At 65.1% G+C, this 25742-nt stretch carries 24 protein-coding genes; 10 read left to right on the top strand and 14 right to left on the bottom strand.

Annotated features, from left to right (window positions below; genetic code table 11):
• Positions 1 to 45: 45 nt before the first annotated feature.
• Complete coding sequence (locus PRtIB026_RS01865; protein ID WP_203649564.1) at positions 46 to 1047, bottom strand: extracellular solute-binding protein; 1002 nt, start codon at positions 1045 to 1047, stop codon at positions 46 to 48.
• Between the two features lie 123 nt (positions 1048 to 1170).
• Positions 1171 to 1572 carry an RNA-binding S4 domain-containing protein gene (locus tag PRtIB026_RS01870; protein ID WP_203649562.1) on the bottom strand — a complete coding sequence of 134 codons (402 nt, stop codon included), beginning with the start codon at positions 1570 to 1572 and terminating at the stop codon, positions 1171 to 1173.
• A gap of 109 nt (positions 1573 to 1681) precedes the next feature.
• Between PRtIB026_RS01870 and PRtIB026_RS01875 the strand changes: the two genes are divergently transcribed.
• Both PRtIB026_RS01875 and rimK read left to right on the top strand, forming a co-directional pair.
• The gene (locus PRtIB026_RS01875; RefSeq protein ID WP_028689207.1) at positions 1682 to 2164 is read left to right on the top strand and encodes an ATP-dependent zinc protease; all 483 of its coding nucleotides are present in this window, start codon (positions 1682 to 1684) and stop codon (positions 2162 to 2164) included.
• A complete protein-coding gene (rimK, locus tag PRtIB026_RS01880) occupies positions 2161 to 3066 on the top strand; it encodes a 30S ribosomal protein S6--L-glutamate ligase (RefSeq protein WP_203649560.1) in 906 nt (301 codons plus the stop codon). The genes PRtIB026_RS01875 and rimK overlap by 4 nt, the downstream gene beginning before the upstream one ends.
• Before the next feature lie 107 nt (positions 3067 to 3173).
• Here rimK and PRtIB026_RS01885 read toward each other — a convergent pair whose 3' ends face one another.
• Together PRtIB026_RS01885 and ompR are read right to left on the bottom strand one after the other, a co-directional pair.
• Entirely contained in the window at positions 3174 to 4487 is a 1314-nt protein-coding gene (locus tag PRtIB026_RS01885; RefSeq protein WP_110735515.1) for an ATP-binding protein, read from the bottom strand.
• A 94-nt stretch (positions 4488 to 4581) separates the two neighbouring features.
• A complete protein-coding gene (ompR, locus tag PRtIB026_RS01890; protein WP_028689209.1) occupies positions 4582 to 5322 on the bottom strand; it encodes a two-component system response regulator OmpR in 741 nt (246 codons plus the stop codon).
• 452 nt (positions 5323 to 5774) lie between these two features.
• Between ompR and PRtIB026_RS01895 the strand changes: the two genes are divergently transcribed.
• The 4 genes from PRtIB026_RS01895 (at position 5775) to PRtIB026_RS01910 (ending at position 10933) form a co-directional block, all read left to right on the top strand.
• Positions 5775 to 8099: a Tex family protein gene (locus PRtIB026_RS01895; protein WP_203649558.1), complete on the top strand. Its 2325-nt coding sequence runs from the start codon at positions 5775 to 5777 to the stop codon at positions 8097 to 8099.
• Positions 8099 to 8482, top strand: a complete 384-nt coding sequence (locus PRtIB026_RS01900; protein WP_110735521.1) for a PaaI family thioesterase — start codon at positions 8099 to 8101, stop codon at positions 8480 to 8482. Before PRtIB026_RS01895 ends, PRtIB026_RS01900 begins: the two co-directional genes overlap by 1 nt.
• 241 nt (positions 8483 to 8723) lie before the next feature.
• Positions 8724 to 10301: a glutamate--cysteine ligase gene (gshA, locus tag PRtIB026_RS01905; protein ID WP_203649555.1), complete on the top strand. Its 1578-nt coding sequence runs from the start codon at positions 8724 to 8726 to the stop codon at positions 10299 to 10301.
• Positions 10301 to 10933 carry a TetR/AcrR family transcriptional regulator gene (locus PRtIB026_RS01910; protein WP_203649553.1) on the top strand — a complete coding sequence of 211 codons (633 nt, stop codon included), beginning with the start codon at positions 10301 to 10303 and terminating at the stop codon, positions 10931 to 10933. Before gshA ends, PRtIB026_RS01910 begins: the two co-directional genes overlap by 1 nt.
• Before the next feature lie 124 nt (positions 10934 to 11057).
• Here the strand turns inward: PRtIB026_RS01910 and PRtIB026_RS01915 are convergent, their stop codons facing one another.
• From PRtIB026_RS01915 to PRtIB026_RS01950, 8 genes are all read right to left on the bottom strand, one after another.
• Entirely contained in the window at positions 11058 to 11273 is a 216-nt protein-coding gene (locus PRtIB026_RS01915; protein WP_008095172.1) for a TOBE domain-containing protein, read from the bottom strand.
• A 29-nt stretch (positions 11274 to 11302) separates the two neighbouring features.
• Positions 11303 to 12115 carry an aliphatic sulfonates ABC transporter ATP-binding protein gene (gene ssuB / locus PRtIB026_RS01920; RefSeq protein WP_203652577.1) on the bottom strand — a complete coding sequence of 271 codons (813 nt, stop codon included), beginning with the start codon at positions 12113 to 12115 and terminating at the stop codon, positions 11303 to 11305.
• Complete coding sequence (gene ssuC, locus PRtIB026_RS01925; protein ID WP_186712556.1) at positions 12115 to 12912, bottom strand: aliphatic sulfonate ABC transporter permease SsuC; 798 nt, start codon at positions 12910 to 12912, stop codon at positions 12115 to 12117. The genes ssuB and ssuC overlap by 1 nt, the downstream gene beginning before the upstream one ends.
• A gap of 11 nt (positions 12913 to 12923) precedes the next feature.
• Positions 12924 to 14072 (bottom strand): FMNH2-dependent alkanesulfonate monooxygenase, encoded by a 1149-nt coding sequence (ssuD, locus tag PRtIB026_RS01930; protein ID WP_203649551.1) that lies wholly within the window; start codon positions 14070 to 14072, stop codon positions 12924 to 12926.
• Between the two features lie 60 nt (positions 14073 to 14132).
• On the bottom strand, positions 14133 to 15098 hold the full coding sequence (locus tag PRtIB026_RS01935; RefSeq protein ID WP_203649549.1) for a sulfonate ABC transporter substrate-binding protein: 966 nt from the start codon (positions 15096 to 15098) through the stop codon (positions 14133 to 14135).
• 95 nt (positions 15099 to 15193) lie between these two features.
• Positions 15194 to 15787, bottom strand: a complete 594-nt coding sequence (gene ssuE / locus PRtIB026_RS01940; RefSeq protein ID WP_203649547.1) for an NADPH-dependent FMN reductase — start codon at positions 15785 to 15787, stop codon at positions 15194 to 15196.
• Positions 15788 to 16131: 344 nt separating this feature from the next.
• A complete protein-coding gene (locus tag PRtIB026_RS01945) occupies positions 16132 to 16770 on the bottom strand; it encodes a peroxiredoxin (RefSeq protein WP_028689219.1) in 639 nt (212 codons plus the stop codon).
• Between the two features lie 164 nt (positions 16771 to 16934).
• Positions 16935 to 18299, bottom strand: coding sequence for an OprD family porin (locus tag PRtIB026_RS01950; RefSeq protein ID WP_203649544.1), 1365 nt, complete (start codon positions 18297 to 18299; stop codon positions 16935 to 16937).
• A 516-nt stretch (positions 18300 to 18815) separates the two neighbouring features.
• On the opposite strand from PRtIB026_RS01950, the gene tauA reads away from it, so the two are divergent.
• From tauA to tauD, 4 genes are all read left to right on the top strand, one after another.
• Complete coding sequence (gene tauA / locus PRtIB026_RS01955) at positions 18816 to 19787, top strand: taurine ABC transporter substrate-binding protein (RefSeq protein WP_203649542.1); 972 nt, start codon at positions 18816 to 18818, stop codon at positions 19785 to 19787.
• 13 nt (positions 19788 to 19800) lie between these two features.
• The gene (gene tauB / locus PRtIB026_RS01960; RefSeq protein WP_203649540.1) at positions 19801 to 20580 is read left to right on the top strand and encodes a taurine ABC transporter ATP-binding subunit; all 780 of its coding nucleotides are present in this window, start codon (positions 19801 to 19803) and stop codon (positions 20578 to 20580) included.
• The gene (gene tauC / locus PRtIB026_RS01965; protein WP_203649538.1) at positions 20577 to 21416 is read left to right on the top strand and encodes a taurine ABC transporter permease TauC; all 840 of its coding nucleotides are present in this window, start codon (positions 20577 to 20579) and stop codon (positions 21414 to 21416) included. Before tauB ends, tauC begins: the two co-directional genes overlap by 4 nt.
• Before the next feature lie 124 nt (positions 21417 to 21540).
• On the top strand, positions 21541 to 22374 hold the full coding sequence (gene tauD / locus PRtIB026_RS01970; RefSeq protein WP_203649536.1) for a taurine dioxygenase: 834 nt from the start codon (positions 21541 to 21543) through the stop codon (positions 22372 to 22374).
• Positions 22375 to 22491: 117 nt separating this feature from the next.
• On the opposite strand, the gene betT is transcribed toward tauD, so the two are convergent.
• Positions 22492 to 24453 (bottom strand): choline transporter BetT, encoded by a 1962-nt coding sequence (gene betT / locus PRtIB026_RS01975; protein WP_162232990.1) that lies wholly within the window; start codon positions 24451 to 24453, stop codon positions 22492 to 22494.
• A 317-nt stretch (positions 24454 to 24770) separates the two neighbouring features.
• The gene (epsC, locus tag PRtIB026_RS01980) at positions 24771 to 25703 is read right to left on the bottom strand and encodes a serine O-acetyltransferase EpsC (protein ID WP_203649527.1); all 933 of its coding nucleotides are present in this window, start codon (positions 25701 to 25703) and stop codon (positions 24771 to 24773) included.
• Positions 25704 to 25742: the final 39 nt, after the last annotated feature.

The raw sequence follows: 25742 nt of genomic DNA on the forward strand, positions 1-25742 counted from the left end.
CGCGAAGGGGCCCTTGTAGGGCCCCGCAAGGATAAGCGCTGAAACTCAGTTCCAGCCAGCCCGATCCATCAAGCGAATCGCTTCGGCCTGGCGCTTGCCGGCGACTTCCACCGGAATGCTGTCGGCCTTGAAGCTGCCCCAGGCCGCGACTTCCGTCGAAGGCTTGACCTTCGGGTTGGCCGGGAACTCCTGGTTGATGTCGGCGAACAGCTTCTGCGCCTCCTCGCCGGTCATCCACTCCACCAGTTTCTTCGCCGCTTCCGGATGCGGTGCATGCTTGGTCAGGCCGATACCCGACAGGTTGACGTGCACGCCGCGATCAGCCTGGTTGGGCCAGAACAGCTTCACCGGCAGGTCAGGCTTCTCCTTGTGCAGGCGCCCGTAGTAGTAGGTGTTGACGATGCCCACGTCGCACTGCCCGGCGGCGATGGCCTGGAGCACCGCGGTGTCGTCGGAGAACACATCGGTGGACAGGTTGTTGACCCAGCCCTTGATCAGCTTCTCGGTCTCGGCCTCGCCGTGGTTCTCGATCAGCGTGGCGGTCAGCGACTGGTTGTAGACCTTCTTCGCCGTGCGCAGGCACAGGCGGCCCTCCCAGTTCTTGTCGGCCAGGGCCTCGTAGGTGCTGAGCTCACCCGGTTTGACCCGGTCGGTGGAGTAGGCGATGGTCCGCGCGCGCAGGCTCAGGCCGGTCCAGTCATGGGACGAGGCGCGGTACTGCGGCGGGATGTTCTGGTCGATGACCGCCGACTTGATCGGCTGCAGGATGCCCATCTGCTCGGCCTGCCAGAGGTTGCCGGCATCGACGGTGAGCAGCAGGTCGGCCACGCCGTTCTCGCCCTCGGCCTTGATGCGCTGCATCAGCGGGGCTTCCTTGTCGGTGATGAACTTGATCTTGACGCCGGTCTTGGCGGTATAGGCGTCGAACACCGGCTTGATCAGCTCGTCGATGCGCGAGGAGTACACCACCACTTCATCCGCCGCCTGGGCGGTGCCGCCGAACAGAGTGAGGGCCAGGGCGGCCAGTAGGGGCTTGCGGGGCAACATCGGGGGTACTCCTCGCTGGATTGAGAAGTGTAAATGGTAGTGAATCCCATTTTCTTGCTCATCTGTCGAGGAGTTACCGGATGTTGCAAGGGGCTGATTACGAGGGCTGCACAGCAGCACCGATCATTCGAAATTGCCCTGCAACTGGTGGATCTGCCGCCGCTGCTTCTTGTTCGGTCGCCCATCGCTGGTCATGCCCAGCGCGCCCGCCTTGCGCATCTCGGCCGCCTGTTCGCGACGTTTCACGCTCTCGGCCGTTTCCTCGTAGAGCGTCTGCGCCTCAGGCGCTCCGCGGCGCACCACCGACAATGCCCTGACCACCACGGTGCGCTCGTCGAAACCGGTGCGCAGCACGAACTCGTCGCCCACCCGTGGCTCCTTGCCCGGCTTGCAGCGCTCGCCCCGGCAGTGCACCTTGCCGCTTTCGATCGCCGCCTTGGCCAAGGCGCGGGTCTTGTAGAAGCGCGCCGCCCACAGCCATTTGTCCAGGCGTACCTTGTCGTCGTCTTCAGGCTTTTGTGCCATGGTCTTTCCTCGAATTCTGTCTTTCACGGAACTGTACTACCGTGACTGACGGATGCAAAAAGTCCGTGCCGTCATTACAGTTCACCTCCATATCCCCAGGGCACGCTTCGTGAAGACATTTGACCACCTGACTGTGATCGGCCTGCGCGAGTGGGTCGCCCTGCCCGAGCTGGGTGTCGCCGGCCTGCGCGCCAAGATCGACACCGGTGCCAGCACCTCCAGCCTGCACGCCACCGAGGTCGAACCGTTCGAGCGCGATGGCCAGCCATGGGTGCGCTTCACCGCGCACCTGGGCTCGGTGGTGCAGTTGCGTCACCGGCGTTGCGAGGCGCCGCTGGTGACCATGAAGACCATCAAGAGCTCCAACGGCCAGGCCCAGATCCGCTATGTGATCCGCACGGCCCTGGCGCTCGGTGACCGGGTCTGGGAAGTCGAATTCACCCTGGCCTGCCGCAAGAGCATGCGCTATCGGCTGCTGCTCGGCTCGAAAGCGCTCATCCATGGCCAGCTGGTGGTCAACCCAGGTCTGAAGTACGTCCAGGACAAACCGGCCTTCCCGGCCACCCTTTCCCCTGTCACAGGTGCTGCATGAAGATCGCTGTGCTGTCGCGCAATCCGCGTCTGTATTCCACCCGCCGCCTGGTCGAGGCCGGTATCCAGCGGGGCCACGAAGTGGTGGTGATCGACACGCTCCGGGCCTATATGAACATCGCCAGCCACAAGCCGCAGATCCATTACCGCGGCAAGCCGCTGGAGGGGTTCGATGCGGTGATCCCGCGCATCGGCGCATCGGTCACCTTCTATGGCTGCGCGGTGCTGCGCCAGTTCGAGATGATGGGCGTCTACCCGCTCAACGAGTCGGTGGCCATCGCCCGCTCGCGGGACAAGCTGCGCTCGCTGCAACTGCTGTCTCGGCGCGGTATCGGCCTGCCGATCACCGGTTTCGCCCACTCGCCGGACGACATTCCCGACCTGATCCAGATGGTCAACGGCGCGCCGCTGGTGATCAAGGTGCTCGAAGGCACCCAGGGCATCGGCGTGGTGCTGTGCGAAACCGCCAAGGCCGCCGAGTCGGTGATCGAGGCGTTCATGGGCCTGAAGCAGAACATCATGGTCCAGGAATACATCAAGGAGGCCGGGGGCGCCGATATCCGCTGCTTCGTGGTGGGCGACAAGGTGATCGCCTCGATGAAGCGCCAGGCCAAGCCGGGCGAGTTCCGCTCCAACCTGCACCGTGGTGGCGTGGCCAGCCTGATCAAGATCACCCCGGAAGAGCGCATGACCGCGATTCGCGCGGCGAAGGTCATGGGCCTGAGCGTGGCGGGGGTGGATATCCTGCGATCCAATCACGGGCCGCTGGTGATGGAGGTGAATTCATCGCCGGGGCTTGAGGGTATCGAGGTGACCACCGGCAAGGACGTGGCCGGGATGATCATCGAGCACCTGGAGAAGAACAGCGGGCCGAATCAGACACGGACCAAGGGCAAGGGTTGATGGTGCCTTTACCGGCCTCTTCGCGGCTGAAGCCGCTCCCACAGGTTTTTGCATGTTCTCTGTGGGAGCGGCTTTAGCCGCGAAGAGGCCCGTACAAACAACAACGATCAGACAGCGTTACGCGGCAACAACAACCCCAGCGGCAACCTCACCCGCGCCTCGATCCCGCCACCGGAGCGATTGCGCAACTCCACGTTGCCGCCATGCTGCGCGGCAATGCGCTTGACGATCGCCAACCCCAACCCGGTGCCCTTGCCGCCCCGTGCCCGGTCGCCACGGATGAACGGGTTGAAGATGGTCTCCAGCTCCGACTCGTCGATGCCCGCGCCACGGTCCAGCACGCTGAGCACCACATACGGCGCGCTCTGGTCGCCCGACACATAGGCCGCCACCTCGACGCCCTTGCCGGCGTGATGCAGGGCGTTGCCGATCAGGTTGCCCAGCATGCGCTTGAGCGACACCCGGCGCAGCGGGAACGGCGGGATAGGCTCCAGGCACAGCCGTACCTGCTCCTTGTGCTGGTTGTAGGGCGCCACCACTTCGTAGATCAGGTCGTTGAGGTCGACCTCCTCCACCGGTTCGTCGCGCCCGTCCCGAATGAACGCCAGGAACTGGTCGAGGATCGCGTCCATGTCCTCGATGTCGCGGACCATGTCCTCGCTGAGATCGCTGTCGTTGTCCATCAGAGACAACGACAGGCGCAGCCGGGTCAGCGGCGTGCGCAGGTCATGGGACACCCCAGCCAGCATCAGCTCGCGCTCACGCCCGGCCTGCTCGACATCCTCGGCCATCTGGTTGAACGCGCGGTACACCTCGGTCATCTCGCTGGGGGTGTCGCTGATCGGCAGGCGCACGCTGCGCCCCTGGCCCAGCTGGCGGGCGGCGAACACCAGGCGCTTGAGCGGCTGGTTGAGCTGGCGCACGAAGATCCACGCCGATGCCGTGGACAACAGGCCGATGGCCAGGAACCAGCCCAGTACGTTCCAGATCTTCTGCCCACGCAGCGGGTGCGGATACAGCGGCACCTTGAGCCAGCCCGGGCCCAGGCTCGGGGCATTCACCCACAGCGCGGGCGGCGCGTGGATGCGCAGCCGCACCTCGGTGTCGTCGCCCAGCTCGGCCTGCATCTGGCGCTGGTAGATCTCGCTGTAGGGCCAGTGCTGTTCGCCCTCCGGCACGCCGGCGCCGGTCACCCGGATCAGCCCGGCCGCCTCGGCGATCTGGTCACGGTTCTCTTCATCCGCAGCCCAGTAGGCGCGCAGCGTCAGGGCCACGCCGTGGCTGTACTGGCGGTCGACCAGCACGTCCTCGTTCATCAGCAGGTACACGAGCGTCAGTGCCTTGGAAAACAGCACGACGATCAGCACCAGCCAGAGGGTGCGGGCGAAGAAGCTTTGCGGGAACCAGAGAGGCGTTTTCATCGATCAACTACTGTACTGAAAGGGCCGGCCGTCACAGACGCAAACAGGGCGACCCGCGTGGGTCGCCCTGCTGCACCCTGACGAGCCGACAGGCTCATTTGCCGGCGTTTCCGTCCGGCACGAAGACGTAGCCCACACCCCATACGGTCTGGATGTAGCGTGGTTTGGACGGATCGGGCTCGATCATCCGGCGCAGGCGCGAGATCTGCACGTCGATGGAGCGCTCCAGGGCGTCCCACTCGCGGCCGCGGGCCAGGTTCATCAGCTTGTCGCGGGTCAGCGGCTCGCGGGCGTGCATCACCAGGGCCTTGAGCACGGCGAACTCACCGGTGGTGAGCATGTGTGTCTCTTCGCCGCGCTTGAGTTCGCGGGTGGCCAGCGACAGTTCGTAGTCGCCAAAGGTGACGGTCTCTTCCTCGCTGCCCGGCGCGCCCGGCACGCTCGGGGACTGACGGCGCAGCACGGCCTTGACCCGGGCCACCAGTTCGTCGGGGTTGAACGGCTTGGCCAGGTAGTCGTCGGCGCCCAGTTCGAGGCCCTTGATACGGCTGAGCTCGTCGCCCTTGGCGGTGAGCATGATGATCGGGATCTGGTTGTTCGACGCGCGCAGGCGCTTGCACGCGGACAGGCCGTCCTCGCCCGGCAGCATCAGGTCGAGGACCACCAGGTTGAACACTTCACGGGCCAGCAGGCGGTCCATCTGTTCGACGTTGGGCACGGTGCGGACACGGAAGCCCTTGCTGGTGAAGAAACGGTCCAGCAGGCTGCTCAGGCCCGGGTCGTCGTCGACGATGAGAATCTTGTCGCCTTCTGCGGCGTTTGCGGTGCTGGTCATGAATAACTCCTCTGATATCGCCGCGCATTATGGCGTAGCCATTGCAGCGCGTGCCGTGTGCATTGTTAGCAGATTTTTCCCCCGGCGCCACTTCCAGGCTTGTGGGAGCAACTGTCTTGCTCAATTTTTAGAATCTGGCGCGATCCCTGTGGGAGCGGGTTTATCGGACCGCCGCACCGCCGCGAAGCAGGCGACGCGGTGCCTGGCACCGGCTATGCCGGTGTTCGCGGCTGAAGCCGCTCCCACAGTGACCGTGCAGCCCTCAAGCCACGCGCCACGCCTGTGGGAGCAACTGTCTTGCTCAATTTTTAGAATCTGGCGCGATCCCTGTGTGCGGGTTTACCCGCGAAGAAACCAGCACGGTGCCTGACAAGGACTTGACCCTGTTCGCGGGTAAACCCGCTCCCACATCGGTATAATGCGCCGCTTTAAATCCTTGCCAGGTGGTTTTCATGGACAGCATCAACAGCCGTATCGCCGAGGAACTGGGCGTGCGCCCACAACAGGTCGAAGCGGCGGTGGGCCTGTTGGACGAAGGATCGACCGTGCCCTTCATCGCCCGTTACCGCAAGGAAGTGACCGGCAGCCTGGATGACACCCAACTGCGCCACCTGGAAGAACGCCTGCGCTACCTGCGCGAGCTCGACGATCGTCGCGCCAGCATCCTGGCCAGCATCGACGAGCAGGGCAAGCTGACCCCGGAGCTGGCCCGCGAGATCAAGCTGGCCGACACCAAGACCCGCCTCGAAGACCTGTACCTGCCGTACAAGCAGAAGCGCCGCACCAAGGGCCAGATCGCCCTGGAAGCGGGCCTGGGCGAGTTGGCCGACGGCCTGTTCAACGATCCGCAGCTGAACCCGGAAAGCGAAGCGGCACGTTTCGTCGACGCCGAAAAAGGCGTGGCCGACGTCAAGGCTGCCCTGGAAGGCGCCAAGTACATCCTCATGGAGCGCTTCGCCGAGGACGCTGCCCTGCTCGACAAGCTGCGCAGCTTCCTCAAGCAGGAAGCGGTGCTGACCGCCCGCGTGGTTCCCGGTAAAGAAGAAGAAGGCGCCAAGTTCCGCGACTACTTCGCCCACGACGAGCTGCTGCGCACCGCGCCGTCGCACCGCGCCCTGGCGATCTTCCGCGGACGCAACGAAGGCGTGCTGAGCGCCTCGCTGAAAGTCGGCGAGGAGCTGCCGGGCACCCTGCACCCGTGCGAGCTGATGATCGGCCAGCAGGTCGGCATCGAGAACCGCAACCGCCCGGCCGACAAGTGGCTGGGCGAAGTGGTGCGCTGGACCTGGAAGGTCAAGCTGTACACCCACCTGGAAACCGACCTGTTTGGCGAGCTGCGCGACAACGCCGAAGGCGAGGCGATCAACGTCTTCGCCCACAACCTGCACGACCTGCTGCTGGCCGCCCCGGCCGGTCCGCGCGCAACTCTGGGCTTCGACCCGGGCCTGCGCACCGGCTGCAAGATCGCCGTGGTCGATGCTACCGGCAAGCTGCTGGACCACACCACGGTCTACCCGCACGCGCCGAAGAACGACTGGGACCGCACCATTTCCATCATGGCCGCGCTGTGCGCCAAGCACTCGGTCGAGCTGATCGCCATCGGCAACGGCACCGCCAGCCGCGAAAGCGACAAGCTGGTGGCCGAGCTGGTCAAGAAATACCCGGCCCTGAAGATCACCAAGATCATGGTCTCCGAGGCCGGCGCCTCGGTGTACTCGGCTTCCGAGCTGGCTGCTCGCGAGTTCCCGGACCTGGATGTGTCGATCCGTGGCGCCGTGTCCATCGCCCGCCGCCTGCAGGACCCGCTGGCCGAACTGGTGAAGATCGACCCGAAATCCATCGGCGTCGGCCAGTACCAGCACGACGTGTCGCAGGTGAAGCTGGCCCGTGGCCTGGACGCCGTGGTCGAGGACTGCGTGAACGCCGTGGGGGTCGACGTCAACACCGCTTCCGTGGCGCTGCTGACACGCATCTCCGGCCTCAACGCGACCCTGGCGCAGAACATCGTCAGCCACCGCGACGCCAACGGCCCGTTCGCCACCCGTGCCGCGCTGAAGAAAGTCAGCCGCCTGGGCGAGAAGACCTTCGAACAGGCCGCCGGCTTCCTGCGCGTGATGAACGGCGACAACCCGCTGGACGCCTCGGCGGTGCACCCGGAAGCCTACCCGCTGGTGCAGCGCATCGCCGCCGACACCGACCGCGACATTCGCTCGCTGATCGGCGACAGCGGTTTCCTCAAGCGCCTGGATCCGAAGAAGTTCACCGACGAAAGCTTCGGCCTGCCGACCGTCACCGACATCCTCCAGGAGCTGGACAAGCCGGGTCGCGACCCGCGCCCGGAGTTCAAGACCGCCACCTTCCAGGACGGCGTCGAGGACCTCAAGGACCTGGAGCCGGGGATGATCCTCGAAGGCGTGGTGACCAACGTCACCAACTTCGGTGCCTTCGTCGACATCGGCGTGCACCAGGACGGCCTGGTACACATCTCGGCGCTGTCCGAGAAGTTCGTCAAGGACCCGCGTGAAGCGGTCAAGGCCGGCGACGTGGTCAAGGTCAAGGTCATGGAAGTGGACATCCCGCGCAAGCGCGTCGGCCTGTCCATGCGCATGAGCGACACCCCCGGCGAGAAAGTCGAGGGCAACCGCGGCGGCAACCGTGGCAACGGCGGCAACCGCCAGCAGCAGGCGCCGCGCCAGCGCGAGACCACCACCGCCGCGCCGGCCAACAACGCCATGGCATCGCTGTTCGCCAACGCCAAGCAGCTGAAGAAGAAGTGATGGACGTACCGAAAGCGTACGTCGAGAGCGCCTTCAGCCAGCTCCTGGGCTGCCGCCTGCAACGCCTGGACACGGGTGTTGCAGAGGTGGCCCTGGCGCTCGAGCCGCACCTGCGCAACCGCGGCCAGAAGCTGCACGGCGGAGCGATCTTCAGCCTGGTGGACATCGCCATGGGCCTGGCCTGCTCGGCCAGCCATGGCTTCGACCAGCAGAGCGTGACCATCGAGTGCAAGATCAACTACATGCGCGCCGTCAGCGAGGGCGAGGTGCTGTGCACCGCCCGGGTGCTGCACGCCGGGCGGCGCACGCTGGTGGTCGACGCCGACGTGCTTCAGGACGACAAGCTGGTGGCCAAGGCGCAGGGAACCTTCGCGGTTCTCTAGCTGACAGGCCCCCATCTGCGGTATTTTCGGCGTATTGCTGTACACCTGATCGCGGGGCAAGCCCGCTCCCACGAATGCTCACAGGCTTAGTGGGAGCGGGCTTGTCCCGCGATCAGACGCATACAGGCCAGCGACGGAACCGCGTAAACCAGGCGACAACGCCAGTTCCTTTCCCAACTACCCTTGTAGACCGTCATCCCTACCCCCATATTGGGGCGACTGACGCGTGAAGGAATCCATCTTGAGCGACCTCCTCAACCGCCGCCTGAGCCTGCTCGGCGACAATATCGACCTGCTCAAGCAGTGCCTGCACGGCATTGAGCGCGAATGCCTGCGGGTGACCAACGACGGTCGCCTGGCCCAGACCCCGCACCCCGAAGCCCTGGGTTCGGCGCTGACCAACGAGCAGATCACCACCGACTATTCCGAGTCGCTGCTGGAGTTCATCACCCCGGCCCTGGCCGACCCGGCCAAGGTGCTCGAGAGCCTCGACCAGATCCACCGTTTCGTCTACACCAAGCTGGGCGACGAATACCTGTGGAGCCCGTCGATGCCCTGCGCGCTGCCGGCCGAGGAAGACATCCCGATCGCCGAATACGGCAGCTCGAACATCGGCAAGCTCAAGCACGTCTATCGCAAGGGCCTGGCCCTGCGTTACGGCCGTACCATGCAGTGCATCGCCGGCATCCACTACAACTTCTCCCTGCCCGAAGCGCTGTGGCCGTTGCTGCGCGATGCCGAAGGCGGCGAGCAGGACGACCGCGACTACCAGTCCTCGGCCTATATCGCGCTGATCCGCAACTTCCGCCGCTACAGCTGGCTGCTGATGTACCTGTTCGGCGCGTCCCCGGCCCTGGACAAAGGCTTCCTGCGCGGTCGTGCGCACCAGCTCGAAGAGCTGGATGCCGAGACGCTCTACCTGCCCTACGCCACCAGCCTGCGCATGAGCGACCTGGGTTACCAGAGCAACGCCCAGGCAGGCCTGACGCCCTGCTACAACAACCTCGCCAGCTACACCGACAGCCTGCGCAAGGCGGTGGGCACGCCCTACCCGCCCTATGTCGAGGTCGGCACGCACAAGGATGGCGAGTGGGTGCAGTTGAACACCAACATCCTGCAGATCGAGAACGAGTACTACTCGAACATCCGCCCCAAGCGCGTCACCTACACCGGCGAGCGGCCAATCCAAGCCCTGACCTCCCGTGGCGTGCAGTACGTGGAAGTACGCTGCCTGGACATCAACCCGTTCCTGCCGGTGGGTATCGACCTGACCGAAGCGCGCTTCCTCGACGCCTTCCTGCTGTTCTGCGCGCTGGAAGAGAGCCCGCAACTGGACAACGGCGAGTGCGGCCAGTGCACCGACAACTTCCTCACCGTGGTCAAGGAAGGCCGCCGTCCTGGCCTGGAACTGCACCGTGACGGCCAGCCGATCGAGCTGAAAGTGTGGGCCAGCGAATTGATCGGCCGCATCGGGCAGTTGGCCGAGTTGCTCGACCATGCCCAAGGTGGCGACGAACATGCCAAGGCGCTGGAAGCGCAACAGGCCAAGGTCGATGACGCCTCGCTGACGCCATCCGCCCAGGTGCTGGCACGCATGGCCGAACACAACGAAAGCTTCATCAAGTTCTCCCTGCGCCAAAGCCGGAACCACGCCGAGACCTTCCGCGAGCAGCCGCTGCCCACCGAGCGCCAGCAGGCCTTCGAGACCCTCGCCCGCGAATCCCTGGCCGAGCAGTCGCGCCTGGAGCAGCAGGAGGTGGGTGACTTCGACCTGTTCGTCGGTGCCTACCAGGCCAGCATCCTGGCGATCAGCAACTGATGACCCGCCCCGCCACCCCGCGCAAGCCACGCGCCAGCAGCCAGGCCAGGATCGAAGCGATCCTCGCTGCGGCCCGCGAGCTGCTGGCCGGACAAGGGGTGGCGGCGCTGTCGATCTACAGCGTGGCTGAACGGGCGCAAATTCCGCCGTCGTCGGTGTATCACTTCTTCGCCAGCGTGCCGGCCTTGCTCGAGGCACTGACCGCCGACGTGCATCGGGCTTTTCGCGAGGCCCTGAACGCGCCCATCGACAGCACTGCATTCAGTACCTGGCCGCAACTGTCGCGTCTGATCGAGCAGCGCATGCTCGACATCTACACCGAAGATGCCGCGGCGCGGCAACTGATCCTGGCCCAGCATGGGCTGAGCGAAGTGGTGCAGGCTGATCGTCAGCACGACCTGGAGCTGGGCGAGCTGATGCACCGGCTGTTCGATCGGCATTTCCAGCTGCCGGCGATGCCTCGGGATGTGGATGTGTTCGCGTTGGCGATGGAGCTGAGCGACCGGGTGTATGCCCGCTCGATGCAGCTGCATGAAGCGATCACGCCGCGCATGGCGGAAGAGGGAATGCGGGTGTTCGAGGCGTATCTGGGGCTGTATCTGCCGCCGTTTCTGGCCAAGCGGTCGGCTTGAGATCCTTGGGGCCGCTTTGCGGCCCTTTTCGCAGCACGAGGCCGCTCCTACAGGGGTTATGCGATCCCCTGTAGGAGCGGCCTCGTGCCACGAAAAGGGCGCACAGCGCCCTCTATCCAGACCATCACAACTTGGCGATGGACACCTCGGTCGATTTCACGAAGGCGATCACCTCACTGCCCACCTGCAATTCCAGCTCCTTCACGGAACGGGTGGTGATCACCGAAGTGACGATACCGGAGGCGGTCTGCACGTCGATTTCCGACAGTACCGGGCCTTCGAGGATTTCCTTCACGGTGCCTTTGAACTGGTTGCGAACGTTGATGGCTTTGATGGTCATGGCGTCATTCCTTTTGCGGCTTCGAGGATTCAGTGAGCCCAACGCAACTGCGTGGGCAAGGGGGCTACAGGCTCCGGCTCGGGCGGGGTGCCCGGGACGGACAGAACACGGTTGAGCACTTCGCTTTCCAGCGCCGCCAGGCGGTGCGAACCCCGCACCCGTGGCCGTGGCAGGTCGACGACCAGGTCCAGGCCGACGGCGCCGTCTTCGATCAGGATCACCCGGTCGGCCACGGCGACGGCTTCGCTGACGTCGTGGGTGACCAGCAGCACGGTGAAACCGTGCTGGCGCCACAGGCGCTCGATCAATTGCTGCATTTCGATACGGGTCAGGGCATCCAGCGCGCCCAATGGCTCGTCCAGCAGCAGCAGGCGCGGCTGGTGGATCAGCGCCCGGGCCAGGGCCACCCGCTGCTTCTGGCCGCCGGACAACGCCGCCGGCCAGTCGTTGGCGCGATCGACCAGGCCGACCGCCGCCAATGCCTCCAGGGCGCGGGGCCGCCAGTTGCCGGACAAGCCCAGGCCCACGTTGTCGATCACTTTCTTCCAGGGCAGCAGGCGCGCGTCCTGGAACATCAGGCGGGTATCCTCGCGGGCCTCGGCCAGCGGCGCGGCCCCCGCCAACAGTTGGCCGGCGCTGGGTTGGTCGAGCCCGGCCAGCAGCCGCAACAAGGTGCTCTTGCCGCAGCCACTGCGGCCGACGATGGCGACGAACTGGCCGGCCGGAATGTGCAGGTCGATGCCGCGCAGCACTTCACGTTGGCCGAAGGTGCGACGCAGGTCCCGGGCCGCCAGGGGGATGCCACGCAGCAGGCGTGGCGGCTGTTCCTTGAGCACGGTCATCATGCGCCCTCCTTCTTCGCCACCTGGTACGCCGGGTGCCAGCGCAGCCACACCCGCTCCAGGCCCCGGGCGGCCAGGTCGGCCAGCTTGCCGAGCACCGCGTACAGGACGATGGCCAGCACCACAACATCGGTCTGCAGGAACTCGCGGGCGTTCATCGCCAGGTAGCCGATGCCGGCGTTGGCCGAGATGGTCTCGGCGACGATCAGCGTCAGCCACATGAAACCCAGGGCAAAACGCACGCCGACCAGGATCGAGGGCAGCGCCCCCGGCAGGATCACCTGGCGGAACAACGCAAAGCCCGACAGCCCATAGCTGCGCGCCATCTCCACCAGCGCCGGATCGACGTTGCGGATCCCGTGGTAGGTGTTCAGGTAGATGGGGAACAGCGTCCCCAGTGCCACCAGGAAGATCTTTGCCGACTCGTCGATGCCGAACCACAGGATCACCAGCGGGATCAGCGCCAGGTGCGGCACGTTGCGGATCATCTGCACCGAGCTGTCGAGCAGGCGCTCGCCCCAGTTCGACAGGCCGGTGATGAAACCCAGCAACAGACCAAGGCTGCCGCCGATCACGAAGCCCAGGCCGGCACGCCAGCCGCTGATAGCCAGGTGGGTCCAGATCTGGCCGCTGCGCACCAGCTCGACACCGGCACTGACCACCGCGCTCGGCGCCGGCAGGATGCGGGTCGACAGCCAGCCGGCGCTGACCGCCAGCTGCCATACCGCCAGCAGCAGGATCGGCAGGGCCCAGGGCGCCAGGCGCTTCGACCAGGTGGTGGGGGATGCACGACTCATGGCCCCGGTCCTCAGCTCTGCGACACGGACTTGGGCAGGATGTCGTTGGCGACCATTTCACCGAACGGGCTCACGTAGCCACCGGTCTTCGGCTGCTCCGGGCGCTGCACGTCCAGATGCGGGAACAGCAGCTCGGCGACGCGGTACGACTCCTCCAGGTGTGGATAACCGGAGAAGATGAACGTGTCGATGCCAAGATCGGCGTATTCCTTGACCCGCGCCGCGACGGTCGGGCCATCGCCCACCAGCGCGGTACCGGCACCGCCACGCACCAGGCCGACACCGGCCCACAGGTTCGGCGCCACTTCCAGCTTGTCGCGCTTGCCACCGTGCAGGGCGGCCATGCGCTGCTGGCCGACCGAGTCGAAACGCGCCAGCGACGCCTGGGCGCGGGCAATGGTGTCGTCGTCCAGGTGCGAGATCAGCCTGTCGGCGGCGGCCCAGGCCTCCTCGTTAGTTTCCCGCACGATCACGTGCAAGCGGATGCCGAAGCGCACTTCACGGCCTTGGGCGGCAGCCTTCTCGCGCACCTGGGCGATCTTCTCGGCGACGGCCGCCGGCGGCTCGCCCCAGGTCAGGTACAGCTCGACCTGCTCGGCGGCCAGGTCCTGTGCGGCCTCGGAGGAGCCACCAAAGTACAGCGGCGGACGCGGCTGCTGGATCGGCGGGTAGAGCAGCTTGGCGCCTTTCACCTGGATGTGCTTGCCGTCGTAGTCAACGGTTTCGCCTTCGAGCACCTTGCGCCAGATACGGGTGAATTCCACCGACGCCTCGTAGCGTTCCTGATGGTTCAGGTGCAGGCCATCACCGGCCAGTTCGTCAGGATCACCGCCGGTCACCAGGTTGAACAGCGCACGCCCGTTGGACAGGCGATCCAGGGTGGCGGCCTGGCGCGCGGCCACGGTCGGCGAAATGATCCCCGGGCGCAGGGCCACCAGGAACTTCAGGCGCTCGGTCACCGGAATCAGCGAGGCCGCCACCAGCCAGGAGTCCTCGCAGGAACGTCCGGTGGGGATCAGCACGCCGCCAAAGCCCAGGCGGTCGGCGGCCTGGGCGATCTGGCTCAGGTAGCCGTGGTCGACGGCGCGGGCGCCTTCGCTGGTGCCCAGGTACTTGCCGTCACCGTGGGTGGGGAGAAACCAGAAGATGTTAAGGCTCATTGGAGTTGTCTCCTCAAGGGTGGCTCAAGCCGGGGCGACGCCCCGGCGCAGGCGAATCGTTCAAGGCGCGCTGGCGACCTTGGCCGGGGGTGTCCAGATCACGTCCTTGATGCTCAAGGGCTTGGGAATCAGCTTCAGGGCCTGGAAGGTGTCGGCAATCTTCTGCTGCGCGGCGATCACGTCCGGAGTCAGCGGCGCGGCGCCGTAGCCCTGGCGTTTCACCGAAGTCAGGGTGATGTCGGCGGGCAGGCCGAGCAGCGGCGCGACCTGGTCGGTGACCTGCTGCGGATTGGCCTGGGACCACTCGCCCACGGCGCGCACTTCCTCGACCAGGGTGTTGATCACCGCCGGGTGCTGGGTCGCATAGCTGCGGGTGGCGAGGTAGAACTGGTGGTTGTCGACCAGGTCCTTGCCGTCACGCAGGGTGCGTGCCTGCAGCTGTTGCTCGGCGGCGGCCTGGTACGGGTCCCAGATCACCCAGGCGTCGACGCTGCCGCGCTCGAAGGCGGCGCGGGCGTCGGCCGGCGGCAGGTAGACGGGCTGGATATCGGTGTACTTGAGGCCGGCGTCTTCCAGGGCGCGCACCAGCAGGTAGTGCACATTGGAGCCCTTGTTGAGGGCGACTTTCTTGCCCTTGAGTTCCTTCACCGACTGGATCGTCGATCCCTTCGGCACAAGGATCGCCTCGCTGTGCGGAGCTGGCGGCTCATAGGCGACGTACAGCAGGTCGGCACCCGCGGCCTGGGCAAACACCGGCGGGGTTTCGCCGGTCACGCCGAAGTCGATGGAGCCGACGTTGAGGCCTTCGAGCAGTTGCGGGCCGCCGGGGAACTCGGTCCATTGCACGTCGATGCCCTGTTCCTTCAGGCGCTTTTCCAGCGAGCCCTTGGCCTTGAGCAGCACCAGGGTGCCGTATTTCTGGTAACCGATGCGCAGGCTCTCGGCCTGGGCTTGGGTGATGGCGCCGAAGGACACAGCCGCCGCAAACAGGGCGACCAGACCGCGACGCAAGAAGACTGTGCGCATGGCGCTCTCCTGTGCGAGTGGGTTCGGGTAGCACCTGCTTGCCTCGTTGACGGGCGAGTAAGGTGGGAAAAACGGTCAAGCGGTATAGCGGGCGGTCAGATGCTCCAACGGGCACTGATCAGGCGTTCGTTGAGCTCGCCCGGCACCACCGGCCGAGGCCGGCGCGCCAGGGCGCTGTGGAACGTTTCCAGCGAATCCTGCAGGCGCTGCTCCAGGGCAGCGGCCAGTTGCGCGGGCCTGGCGCCTTCGCCGTAGGCGATCTGGCTGTCGTCGGCGAAGATCCCCTGCAGGGTCTCCTGCGCCTTGAGGGCCGACAGCACGGGCTTGAGGGCGTAGTCCACGGCCAGCATGTGGGCGATGCTGCCACCGGTGGCGATCGGCAGGACCACCTTGTGTTCCAGGGCACGCTCGGGCAGCAGGTCGAGCAAGGTCTTCAGGGCGCCGGCGAACGACGCCTTGTACACCGGGGTGGCGACCACCAGGCCATCGGCCTGGGCCACCAGTTCATTGAAGTGACGCACCTGCGGGCTGTCGAAGCGCGCGTGGAGCAGGTCCTCGGCGGGGAATTCCCGCACCTGGAAGGTCACCACCTCGACGCCGCGCTCCTGCAGCCAGTCGCGCGAGCGCTCTAGCAGCACGCCGGAGCGTGAACGAAGACTGGGGCTACCACCGACAGAAACAACCAGCATTGAAAGCGCTTCCTTCGATTCGATTGCAGGGCCGCGAGGGGTTGTCCCCGCTGGATGGAAGTGACATTAACAGTTAGTCATATATATCTAGAAATCATATTTTCGTATTTATTTATTCCATATAGAGATATTCAGATTTATCTCTGTCGGAGCGGCCTTGTGCCGCGAAAGGGCCGCAAAGCGGCCCCGGCGATAAGTGCATTGACGCTGAAAATCCTGGGGGTGCTGCGCCCCCCTTTCGCGGCACAAGGCCGCTCCTACAGGCTTTCGGTAGACATAAAAAAGGGCCGTCGAAACGGCCCGAAGATCCCTGCTTGGCTAAGAGCAATGCAACGAGCAATACCTCATCGATTTGGTTGCGGGGTCAGTCGCAGATAGGGTTTCACCGCCCGGTACCCTTTCGGGAAGCGCCGCTTGATTTCGTCCTCGTCCTTGAGCGAAGGCACGATCACTACCTCGTCGCCGTCCTGCCAGTTGCCTGGCGTGGCGACCTTGTAGTTGTCGGTCAGCTGCAGCGAGTCGATCACCCGCAGGATCTCGTTGAAGTTGCGCCCGGTACTGGCCGGATAGGTGATGGTCAGGCGCACCTTCTTGTTCGGGTCGATGACGAACAGCGAGCGCACGGTCAGGGTGTCGCTGGCGTTGGGGTGGATCAGGTCGTACAGGTCGGAGACCTTGCGGTCGGCGTCGGCGATGATCGGGAAGTTGACCACGGTGTTCTGGGTCTCGTTGATGTCATCGATCCACTTGTGGTGCGAGTCGACCGGGTCCACCGACAGGGCGATGGCTTTCACGCCACGCTTGGCGAAGTCTTCCTTGAGCTTGGCGGTCAGGCCCAGCTCGGTGGTGCACACCGGGGTGAAGTCGGCCGGGTGGGAGAACAGCACGCCCCAGCTGTCGCCCAGCCATTCGTGGAAACGGATCTTGCCGGCGCTGGAATCCTGTTCGAAATCGGGGGCGATATCGCCGAGTTTGAGGCTCATGAAAGCGGCTCCTGTGCTGTGTCTGGCCTTGTGGGTTCAATGTGCCTGCTTCCGAATAAAAATAAAAAGAATAAATATCGATTTATTTATAACCATTAAGCATACGGATTCGCAGACACAAAAAAGCCTCGCACTAGGCGAGGCTTTCTTGATGCCGCTACGACTTACATGAAGGCGTAAGTGTAGTTGACGATGAAGCGAGTCTGATCCTGGTCGTTCGCAGCGCCCGAACCGGTGCCACGGTAGACGCCCTGGCGCAGGCTGAAGCCCAGGCCCTTGAGGGTGCCTTCCTGCAGAACGTAGTCGACGCGCGCGTCACGCTCCCACTCGCTGAAGGTACCGTGGCCGTCGGTGTTACGACCATCCTGACCGCGCAGGTAGGCGACCGAAGCCTTCAGGCCCGGCACGCCCAGACGGGCGAAGTCGTAGGAGTACTGACCGAAGGTGGTGTTTTCACCGGCCTTGGCGAACTGGTTGATCATGCTGTCGGTGAACAGGTAGAAGCTGGCGCCGCCCGCACCTTCGGCACGGCCGTTGCCATCAACGACACCGCCCTGGTTCAGCCAGACGAAGCCACCATCATCGTTGACCTGCTGATGGCCGAGCATCAGCGCGTGGCCACCGAGGGTATAGGTGAACATGGCGGACCAGGTCTTGTTGTCGACCTTGCCGGTTTCCTTGGCATAACCGCCGTTGTTGTTGAAGTTGTAGCCGCCACCGTGGCCGTTCTTGCCATCGCTGCTGCTGTCGAAGTAGCGCAGGTCGGTCTTGAACGACTGGTCGTCAGCGATCTTGAAGACGTGGGTGGCGCCCAGGAAGCTCTGCTTGTAGAAGTCTTCCAGGTTCGAGTAGTAGTACTGCAGGGTCAGGTCTGGAGTGAGCTTGTAGTCCAGGCCACCGTAGCGGAACTTGTTGCTGTCAGCGGTCGCGCCGTTGACCGACAGGCCGGTACGGTTGCTCGAGGCACGACCCATTGCGTGGGTCAGCTGACCGGCGTTGATGGTCAGGTTGTCGATTTCCTTCGAGGTGATGGTTGCACCTTCGAAGGTCTGCGGCAGCAGACGACCGTCGTTGGAGACCAGGATCGGCAGCATCGGTGCCAGGGCGCTACCGAAGTGCGCTTCGGTCTTGGAGAAGCGGGCCTTGGCGTTGGCGCCAACGCGTGCCCACTGGCTTACCGAAGAGCCGTCGGTATCGTCCGGAAGGAAGCCGGACTTGTGGTAGCCCTTGCCACCATCGAGGTGGATACCCCACACGGCCTGGGCATCGACACCGAAGCCTACGGTGCCTTCAGTGAAGCCGGAGATGTAGTCGAGCTTGAAACCTTGACCGGTTTCACGCTGATCCGGACGCTTGCCGGCCGGACGAGTCGCGGTTGCCGGAGTGGCGTGCGCTTCGCGGTTGTTGTTGTCGAAGTACATGGTGCGCGAGCTCAGGGACAGCTTGCTGTCTTCGATGAAACCGGCAGCGCCTGCTTGTTGGGCGAGAACCCCCAGTGCCACGGCCAGGGCCAGGCTGGACTTGTACATGTTTTGCTCCTCTACGTTCTAATTTTTGTGCGTCTCAAGCGGCGGAGTCTGCTGCCCCACTCACCCGGATTGGCGATTTAGCACAAATGCGTGACCGCCAAGTCAATCGCTAACGGTCGATCTGCGACTTTGGTCTAACCCGCCGACCTGCGCTACAGGATAATGACAATCCTATAAATCCAAAATGACCGTTTTATGAATCTGTAAGATTTTTACGGAATAACATCGGAACCATTCCTACGAAACGCTGTATCGACGCCGTCAATCATACCTTTAGGTTATGTGCAAACGTTTGCCGAGCTGTCGACCGATGGTACCCCCGCAGGAACCGAACAAGACTAGCCGTCTTGAGCGATTCCGCCAGCTTCCCACCTCGTGCGGGAGCGAGCCCGTAAACCGCGCAGGTTCAGAGCGTTTGGCTTTTAAGCTAATTCTAAAAAGTTATTTATTTACTATTTCTTAGATCATCTAGTCTTCTCGCCATCCATCCCAGAATGCCTGACGAGAGGTTCAACCATGATCCCGCATGCTCCGCTGCGCCTGTTCGCCGCCCTGACCCTCGCCAGTGCCAGCTGGCTGGCCCAGGCCGCCGACCTGACCGTCGCCTACCAGACCACCGTCGACCCGGCCAAGGTGGCCCAGGTCGATGGCACCTATGAAAAGGACAGCAAGGCCAGCATCGACTGGCGCAAGTTCGATAATGGCGCCGATGTGATCACCGCCGTCGCCTCGGGCGACGTGCAGATCGGCTACCTCGGCTCCAGCCCGCTGGCCGCCGCCGCCACTCGCAAGCTGCCGGTCGAGACCTTCCTGATCGCTACCCAGATCGGCGCCGGCGAGGCCCTGGTCGCCCGTGACAACATCAAGACCCCGCAGGACCTGGTCGGCAAGAAAGTCGCCGTGCCGTTCGTTTCCACCGGCCACTACAGCCTGCTGGCCGCGCTCAAGAGCTGGAACATCGACCCGTCGAAAGTGCAGATCCTCAACCTCGCGCCACCGGCGATCATCGCCGCCTGGAAGCGCGGCGACATCGACGCCACCTACGTCTGGGACCCGGCCCTGGGCGTGGCCAAGGAAAACGGCAAGGTGCTGATCACCTCGGGCGAGCTGGCCGAGAAAGGCGCGCCGACCTTCGATGCCTGGATCGTGCGCAAGGACTTCGCCGCCAAGCACCCGGAGATCGTCAAGTCGTTCGCCAAGGTCACCCTCGATGCCTACGCCGACTACCGCAAGGACCCGAAAGCCTGGCTGGCCGACAAGGACAACGTCGCCAAGCTGGTCAAGCTGTCCGGCGCCAAGCCTGCCGATATCCCGGTGCTGCTGCAGGGCAACGTCTATCCGCTGGCCGCCGACCAGGCCAGCGCACTGCGCGAGCCGACCACCCAGGCACTGACCGACACCGCCACCTTCCTCAAGCAACAGGGCAAGGTCGACGCCGTGCTGCCCGACTACTCGCCCTACGTCAGCGCCCAATACCTGCCCAACTGATCCGGAGCCCGTCATGGCCTTGCTCGAACTGGAGCGCATCAGCGCACAGTACCCCGGCGCCGCTACCCCGGTGCTGGCCGACATCAACCTGAGCCTGGGCCCGCGCCAGCTGCTGGTGGCCCTCGGGCCGTCCGGCAGCGGCAAGACCTCGTTGCTCAACCTGATCGCCGGCTTCGTTGCCCCCAGCGGCGGGCGCATCAGCCTCGACGGCGCGCCAGTGCAAGGCCCTGGCGCCGATCGCGGCGTGGTGTTCCAGGACGATGCCCTGCTGCCCTGGCAGGACGTGCTCGGCAACGTCGCCTTCGGCCTCGAGCTGGCCGGCGTGCCCCGTGTCCAGCGTGAAGCCAAGGCCCGCGAGATGCTGGCGCTGGTCGACCTCGCCGGCTTCGGCGAGCGGCGTATCTGGCAATTGTCCGGCGGGCAGAAGCAGCGCGTGGGCCTGGCCCGGGCGCTGGCCGCCGACCCGCGGGTGCTGTTGATGGACGAGCCGTTCGGCGCCCTCGATGCCTTTACCCGCGAACAGATGCAGGAGCTGCTGTTGCAGGTCTGGCAGCGCACCGCCAAACCGGTGTTCCTGATCACCCACGACATCGAAGAGGCGGTGTTCCTCGCCACCGAGCTGGTGCTGCTGGCGCCCAATCCGGGGCGTGTGGTCGAGCGTCTGCAACTGGACTTTGGCCAGCGCTACGCCGCTGGCGAGTCGGCCCGGGCGATCAAGTCCGATCCCCGCTTCATCGAAACCCGCGAGCACGTGCTGGCGCGGGTGTTCTCGCAACGTCAGGAGTCCGCATGAGCAGTATCGAATTGCCGGCCGCCGCCAAGCGGGCACCACGCACGCCTCCTGTCGTGAAAACCCGCAAGCCCTTGCCGACCCGCTGGATCAGCACCCTCACCCTGGCCTCCCTGTTGCTGGCGTGGTGGCTGGTAACCGCCGCCGGCTGGGTCGAACCCCTGTTCCTGCCCTCGCCCGCCGATATCCTGGCCAAGGGCTGGACGCTGCTTACCCAGGGCTACATGGATGCCAGCCTGTGGCAGCACCTGGGCGCAAGCCTGGGCCGTATCGGCCTGGCGCTGGTGGCGGCGACCCTGACCGCCATCCCCGTCGGCCTGGCCATCGGCTACAACCGCGTGGCCCGTGGCATCCTCGACCCGCTGATCGAGTTCTACCGGCCGATCCCGCCGCTGGCCTACCTGCCGTTGATCGTCATCTGGTGCGGCATCGGCGAGCTGTCGAAGGTGCTGCTGATCTACCTGGCGATCTTCGCCCCGATCGCCATCGCCACCGCCACCGGCGTGCGCACCGTCGACCCGGCCAAGCTGCGCGCCGCGCAGTCGCTGGGGGCCACCCGGGCGCAACTGATCCGCCATGTGATCCTGCCCAGCGCCCTGCCCGACATCCTCACCGGCATCCGCATCGGCCTTGGCGTGGGCTGGTCGACCCTGGTCGCCGCCGAGCTGATCGCCGCCACCAGCGGCCTGGGCTTCATGGTGCAGTCGGCGGCGCAGTTCCTGGTCACCGACGTGGTGGTGCTGGGGATCCTGCTGATCGCCCTGATCGCCTTCACCCTGGAAATGGGCCTGCGCGCCCTGCAGCGCAAGCTGGTGCCCTGGCATGGCCAGAGCCACTGATCCGTCACGACCATTCGCGGGGCAAGCCCGCTCCCACGCAGCCGTCTCACCTCGTGGGAGCGGGCTTGCCCCGCGATAGAACTTCTCGGCCTGCACGAGAAACGAACCTTCAAGCGAGACCGACATGAGCCTGACCATCACCCCTCTCAGCCCAGCCCTTGGCGCGCAGATCAGCGGCGTGGACATCAGCCGCGACATCACCCTCGAACAGCGTGATGCCATCGAGCAGGCGCTGCTCGAACACCAGGTGCTGTTCTTCCGCGACCAGCCGATCACCCCCGAGCAACAGGCCCGTTTCGCCGCGCGCTTCGGCGACCTGCACATCCACCCGATCTACCCCAATGTGCCGCAGACGCCGCAGGTACTGATCCTCGACACCGCGGTCACCGACGTGCGCGACAACGCCGTCTGGCACACCGACGTGACCTTCCTGCCGACTCCCGCGCTGGGCGCGGTGCTCAGCGCCAAGCAGTTGCCGGCCTTTGGCGGCGACACCCTGTGGGCCAGCGGGATCGCCGCGTTCGAGGCGCTGTCGGCGCCGCTGCGCACGATGCTCGACGGCCTGACCGCCACCCACGATTTCACCAAGTCGTTCCCGCTGGAGCGCTTCGGCACCACCCCAGAGGACCTGGCGCGCTGGGAAGCCACCCGGCGCAACAACCCGCCACTGTCGCACCCGGTGGTGCGTACCCACCCGGTCAGCGGGCGCAAGGCGCTGTTCGTCAATGAAGGTTTCACCACGCGGATCAACGAGCTGAACGAGCAGGAGAGCGAGGCGCTGCTCAAGCTGCTGTTCGCCCATGCGACGCGGCCGGAGTTCAGCATTCGCTGGCGATGGCAGGAAAATGACGTGGCGTTCTGGGACAACCGCGTCACGCAGCATTTTGCTGTGGATGATTACCGACCCAATCGGCGGGTGATGCACCGGGCGACCATCCTGGGGGATGCGCCGTTCTGAGCCCCTGGGAGGCCTTTGGCCTCCTTTCGCGGCGCAAGGCCGCTCCTACAGGAGATCACATTCCCCTGTAGGAGCGGCCTTGTGCCGCGATAAGGGCCGCAAAGCGGCCCCAGCGATCTACCTGACCAGATGCAGGTACTGCATGTGCCGCTCGTACTGGTCGAGGATGTCGTTGATGATCTGCTCCTTGCTGTAGCCCACCAGATCATAGTTCTGGCTACCTTCGCTCAAGTGCACCTCCGCCCGGTAGTAGCGACGGTTCTTCAACTCCTGGGTACCCAACCCACCCAACGCGAACGACGGCGTGAAGTAGCCACGCATCTGCACCTGGTAGATGAACGGCTGCTCCTCGCCATGGCCGATCTTCAGGCTGACGTTGTCATGGCTCGGATCGTCCTGGGTGATCAGCACCAGCCCCTTCTGCTCGAACACCTCGCGCACCTCGGCGATCGCCGGGCGCACCACGTCGTCCATGAAGCGATACACCTCGTCCCGCGACGGGAAGTGCACGGCCTGGCTCAGGCGCTGGCGCCAGCCGCCACGCCCACGCCGGGACTGGGCGAAGGGTGCCAGCGAATGCATCTGCGCGATCTGCCGCTGGCTTTCCAGGTAGAAGGCCTTGTGCAGCCCCCACATCATGCACAGCAGGATCAGCGAGAACGGCAGCGAGGTCAGCACCACCGCCGACTTCAGCGAATCGATGCTGCCGGCGAACAGCAGCGCGCTGGTGATCAGCGCGGTCATCGCGCCCCAGAAGATGCGCAGCCAGTTCGGGCCGTCCTCGTCGGCGCCACCGCCCTTGGCAGACAGCGTCGACAGCACCACCGTGCCGGAGTCGGCCGAGGTGACGAAGAACACGAAGCTGATGAACACCGTCACGGCGATCACCGTCTTGCTCCACGGGTAGGTTTCCAGCAGCAGGTACAGGCTCATCGACGGGTTGTCGATGGCCGACTGGCCGAGGGCGGTCATGCCGTGGTTGATCACCTGGTCCAGGGCGCTGTTGCCGAAGATCGACATCCACGCCAGGGTGAAGCCCAGCGGGATCAGCAACACGCCGAAGACGAACTCACGGATGGTGCGCCCGCGCGAAATCCGCGCGATGAACAGCCCCACGAACGGCGCCCAGGCAATCCACCAGGCCCAATAGAACACCGTCCAGCCACCCAGCCAGTCGCGTTGCTCGCCGTAGGCGTACACATCAAAGCTCTTGCGCGGCAAGGCGCCCAGGTAGTCACCAAGGTTCTGGATCAGGGTATTGAACAGGTGCTGGGTGGGCCCGGCGAACAGCACGAACAGCAGCAGCGCGCAGGCCAGGAACAGGTTGATGTCGCTCATCACCCGCACGCCCTTCTCCACCCCGGCGACCGCCACGGCCACCGCCGCGCCCATCATCAGGGTGATGAGGATCACCTGCACCCACTGGCTGTGGCTGATGCCAAACAGGTAGTCGAGGCCGGCGTTCAGGTGCAGCACGCCGAAGCCCATGTCGGCCCCCAGGCCAAACACCGTGGCGATGATGCCGAAGCCGTCCACCGCGTAGCCGATCGGGCCGTTGATGCGTTTGCCTATCAGCGGGTAAAGCGCCGAGCGCAGGGCCAGCGGCAGGTTGTGCCGGTAGGCGAAGTAGGCCAGCGCCATGCCGACGAAGGCGAACACGCCCCAGCCGTGCAGGCCCCAGTGCAGGAACAGGATCTGCATCGCCTGGCGCCCGGCCTCGGCCGTGCCGGCCTCGCCCTGCGGCGGCTGGAGCATATGGGTCAGCGGCTCGGAGACGCAGAAGAAGAACAGGGTGATGCTGATGCCGGCGGCGAACAGCATGCCGGCCCAGGACAGGTAGCTGAACTCGGGCTCGTCGTGGTCGGCACCAAGCTTGATCTTGCCGTAGCCGGACAAGGCGGTGACCACCACGAAGACCAGGTACAGGGTCATGGCCAGCATGTAGTACCAGCCGACGGTGTTGGCCGCCCAGTTCTGCGCCGCCAGCAGCCAGTCGCCGGCCGCCTGGGGCTGGGCGATGACGACCAGGCCGAAGAGGAGGATGAAGCTTGCCGCGAAGTAGAACACGGGGGGGTTCATGCGGATCTTGCCGTGGGCAAGGTCGGGGGTCGGTGCACTCATTGAACGGGCACCTCGTCGAAGGACGTGAGGTTCGGATTGAACGGGTTCAGCAAAGGCGATTCCTCCTTTTGAACACCGGCAATGGACCAGCGTTTTTCGTTGAACAAGCGTTCAAGTTAAACATGGATCGAGTTTCAATGCGACCCGATGCCGCTGGGCGGGGCATCGGCGGCGGCCCCTTCGCGGGTAAACCCGCTCCCACAGGGTCGCGCTGTCAGTCTGTTCAGCGCCGTACCTGTGGGAGCGGGTTTACCCGCGAAAAGGCCGGGGCAGGCTCAGCCCTTGTCCTGGCAATCCAACTGCAGGTTAGCCTGGGTAATATTGCTGTCAGCCGGCACGCTGCGAGTCAGCCAGACGTTGCCGCCGATGGTCGAACCCTTGCCGATGGTGATCCGCCCGAGGATGGTCGCACCCGCGTAGATGACGACGTCGTCCTCGACGATCGGGTGGCGTGCCAGGCCCTTGTGCAAGTTGCCCGACTCGTCGCTGGGGAAGCGCTTGGCGCCCAGGGTCACGGCCTGGTAGATACGCACCCGCTCACCGATGATCGCGGTCTCGCCGATCACCACGCCGGTGCCATGGTCGATGAAGAAGCTCGGGCCGATCTGCGCGCCGGGGTGGATGTCGATGCCGGTGGCCGAGTGCGCCAGCTCCGAGCTGATCCGCGCCAGCAGCGGCAGGCCGGCCTGGTACAGGTGGTGGGCCAGGCGGTGGTGGATGATCGCCAGGATGCCCGGGTAGCACAGCAGTACCTCGTCGACGCTGCGCGCCGCCGGGTCGCCGTGGAAGGCCGCGAGCACGTCGGTGTCCAGCAGCACGCGCAGGGCCGGCAGGGCCGCGGCGAAGTCCTGGATCAGGCGCAGGGCATGGCCATCGACATCGACCACATCGGTCTTGCCATGGCGCGCCGCGTAGCGCAGCTCCAGGCGGGCCTGGGCCAGCAGCGCGGTGAGCGCGGCGTCGAGGGTGTGGCCGACGTAGAAGTCTTCGCTCTCTTCACGCAGATCCACCGGGCCCAGGCGCATGGGGAACAGCGCGCCGCACAGCTGCTCGAGAATCTGTCGCAGCGCCTCGCGCGATGGCAGTTCGCGCCCGCCCTGCTCGCCGCTGCTGCGGCCGTTGCTGCTGCGCCACTGCTCACGGGCGCTGCGCAGGCCACTGACGATGCCCTGCAGTTGCCAGTGCCCGGTTGATGGTTGTTCGCTCACGGTGTTTCTCCTGCCGGATAGGCCAACTGTTTTTATCGC

This window comes from Pseudomonas sp. RtIB026 (assembly GCF_016861355.2).
Taxonomy (GTDB): domain Bacteria; phylum Pseudomonadota; class Gammaproteobacteria; order Pseudomonadales; family Pseudomonadaceae; genus Aquipseudomonas; species Aquipseudomonas peradeniyensis.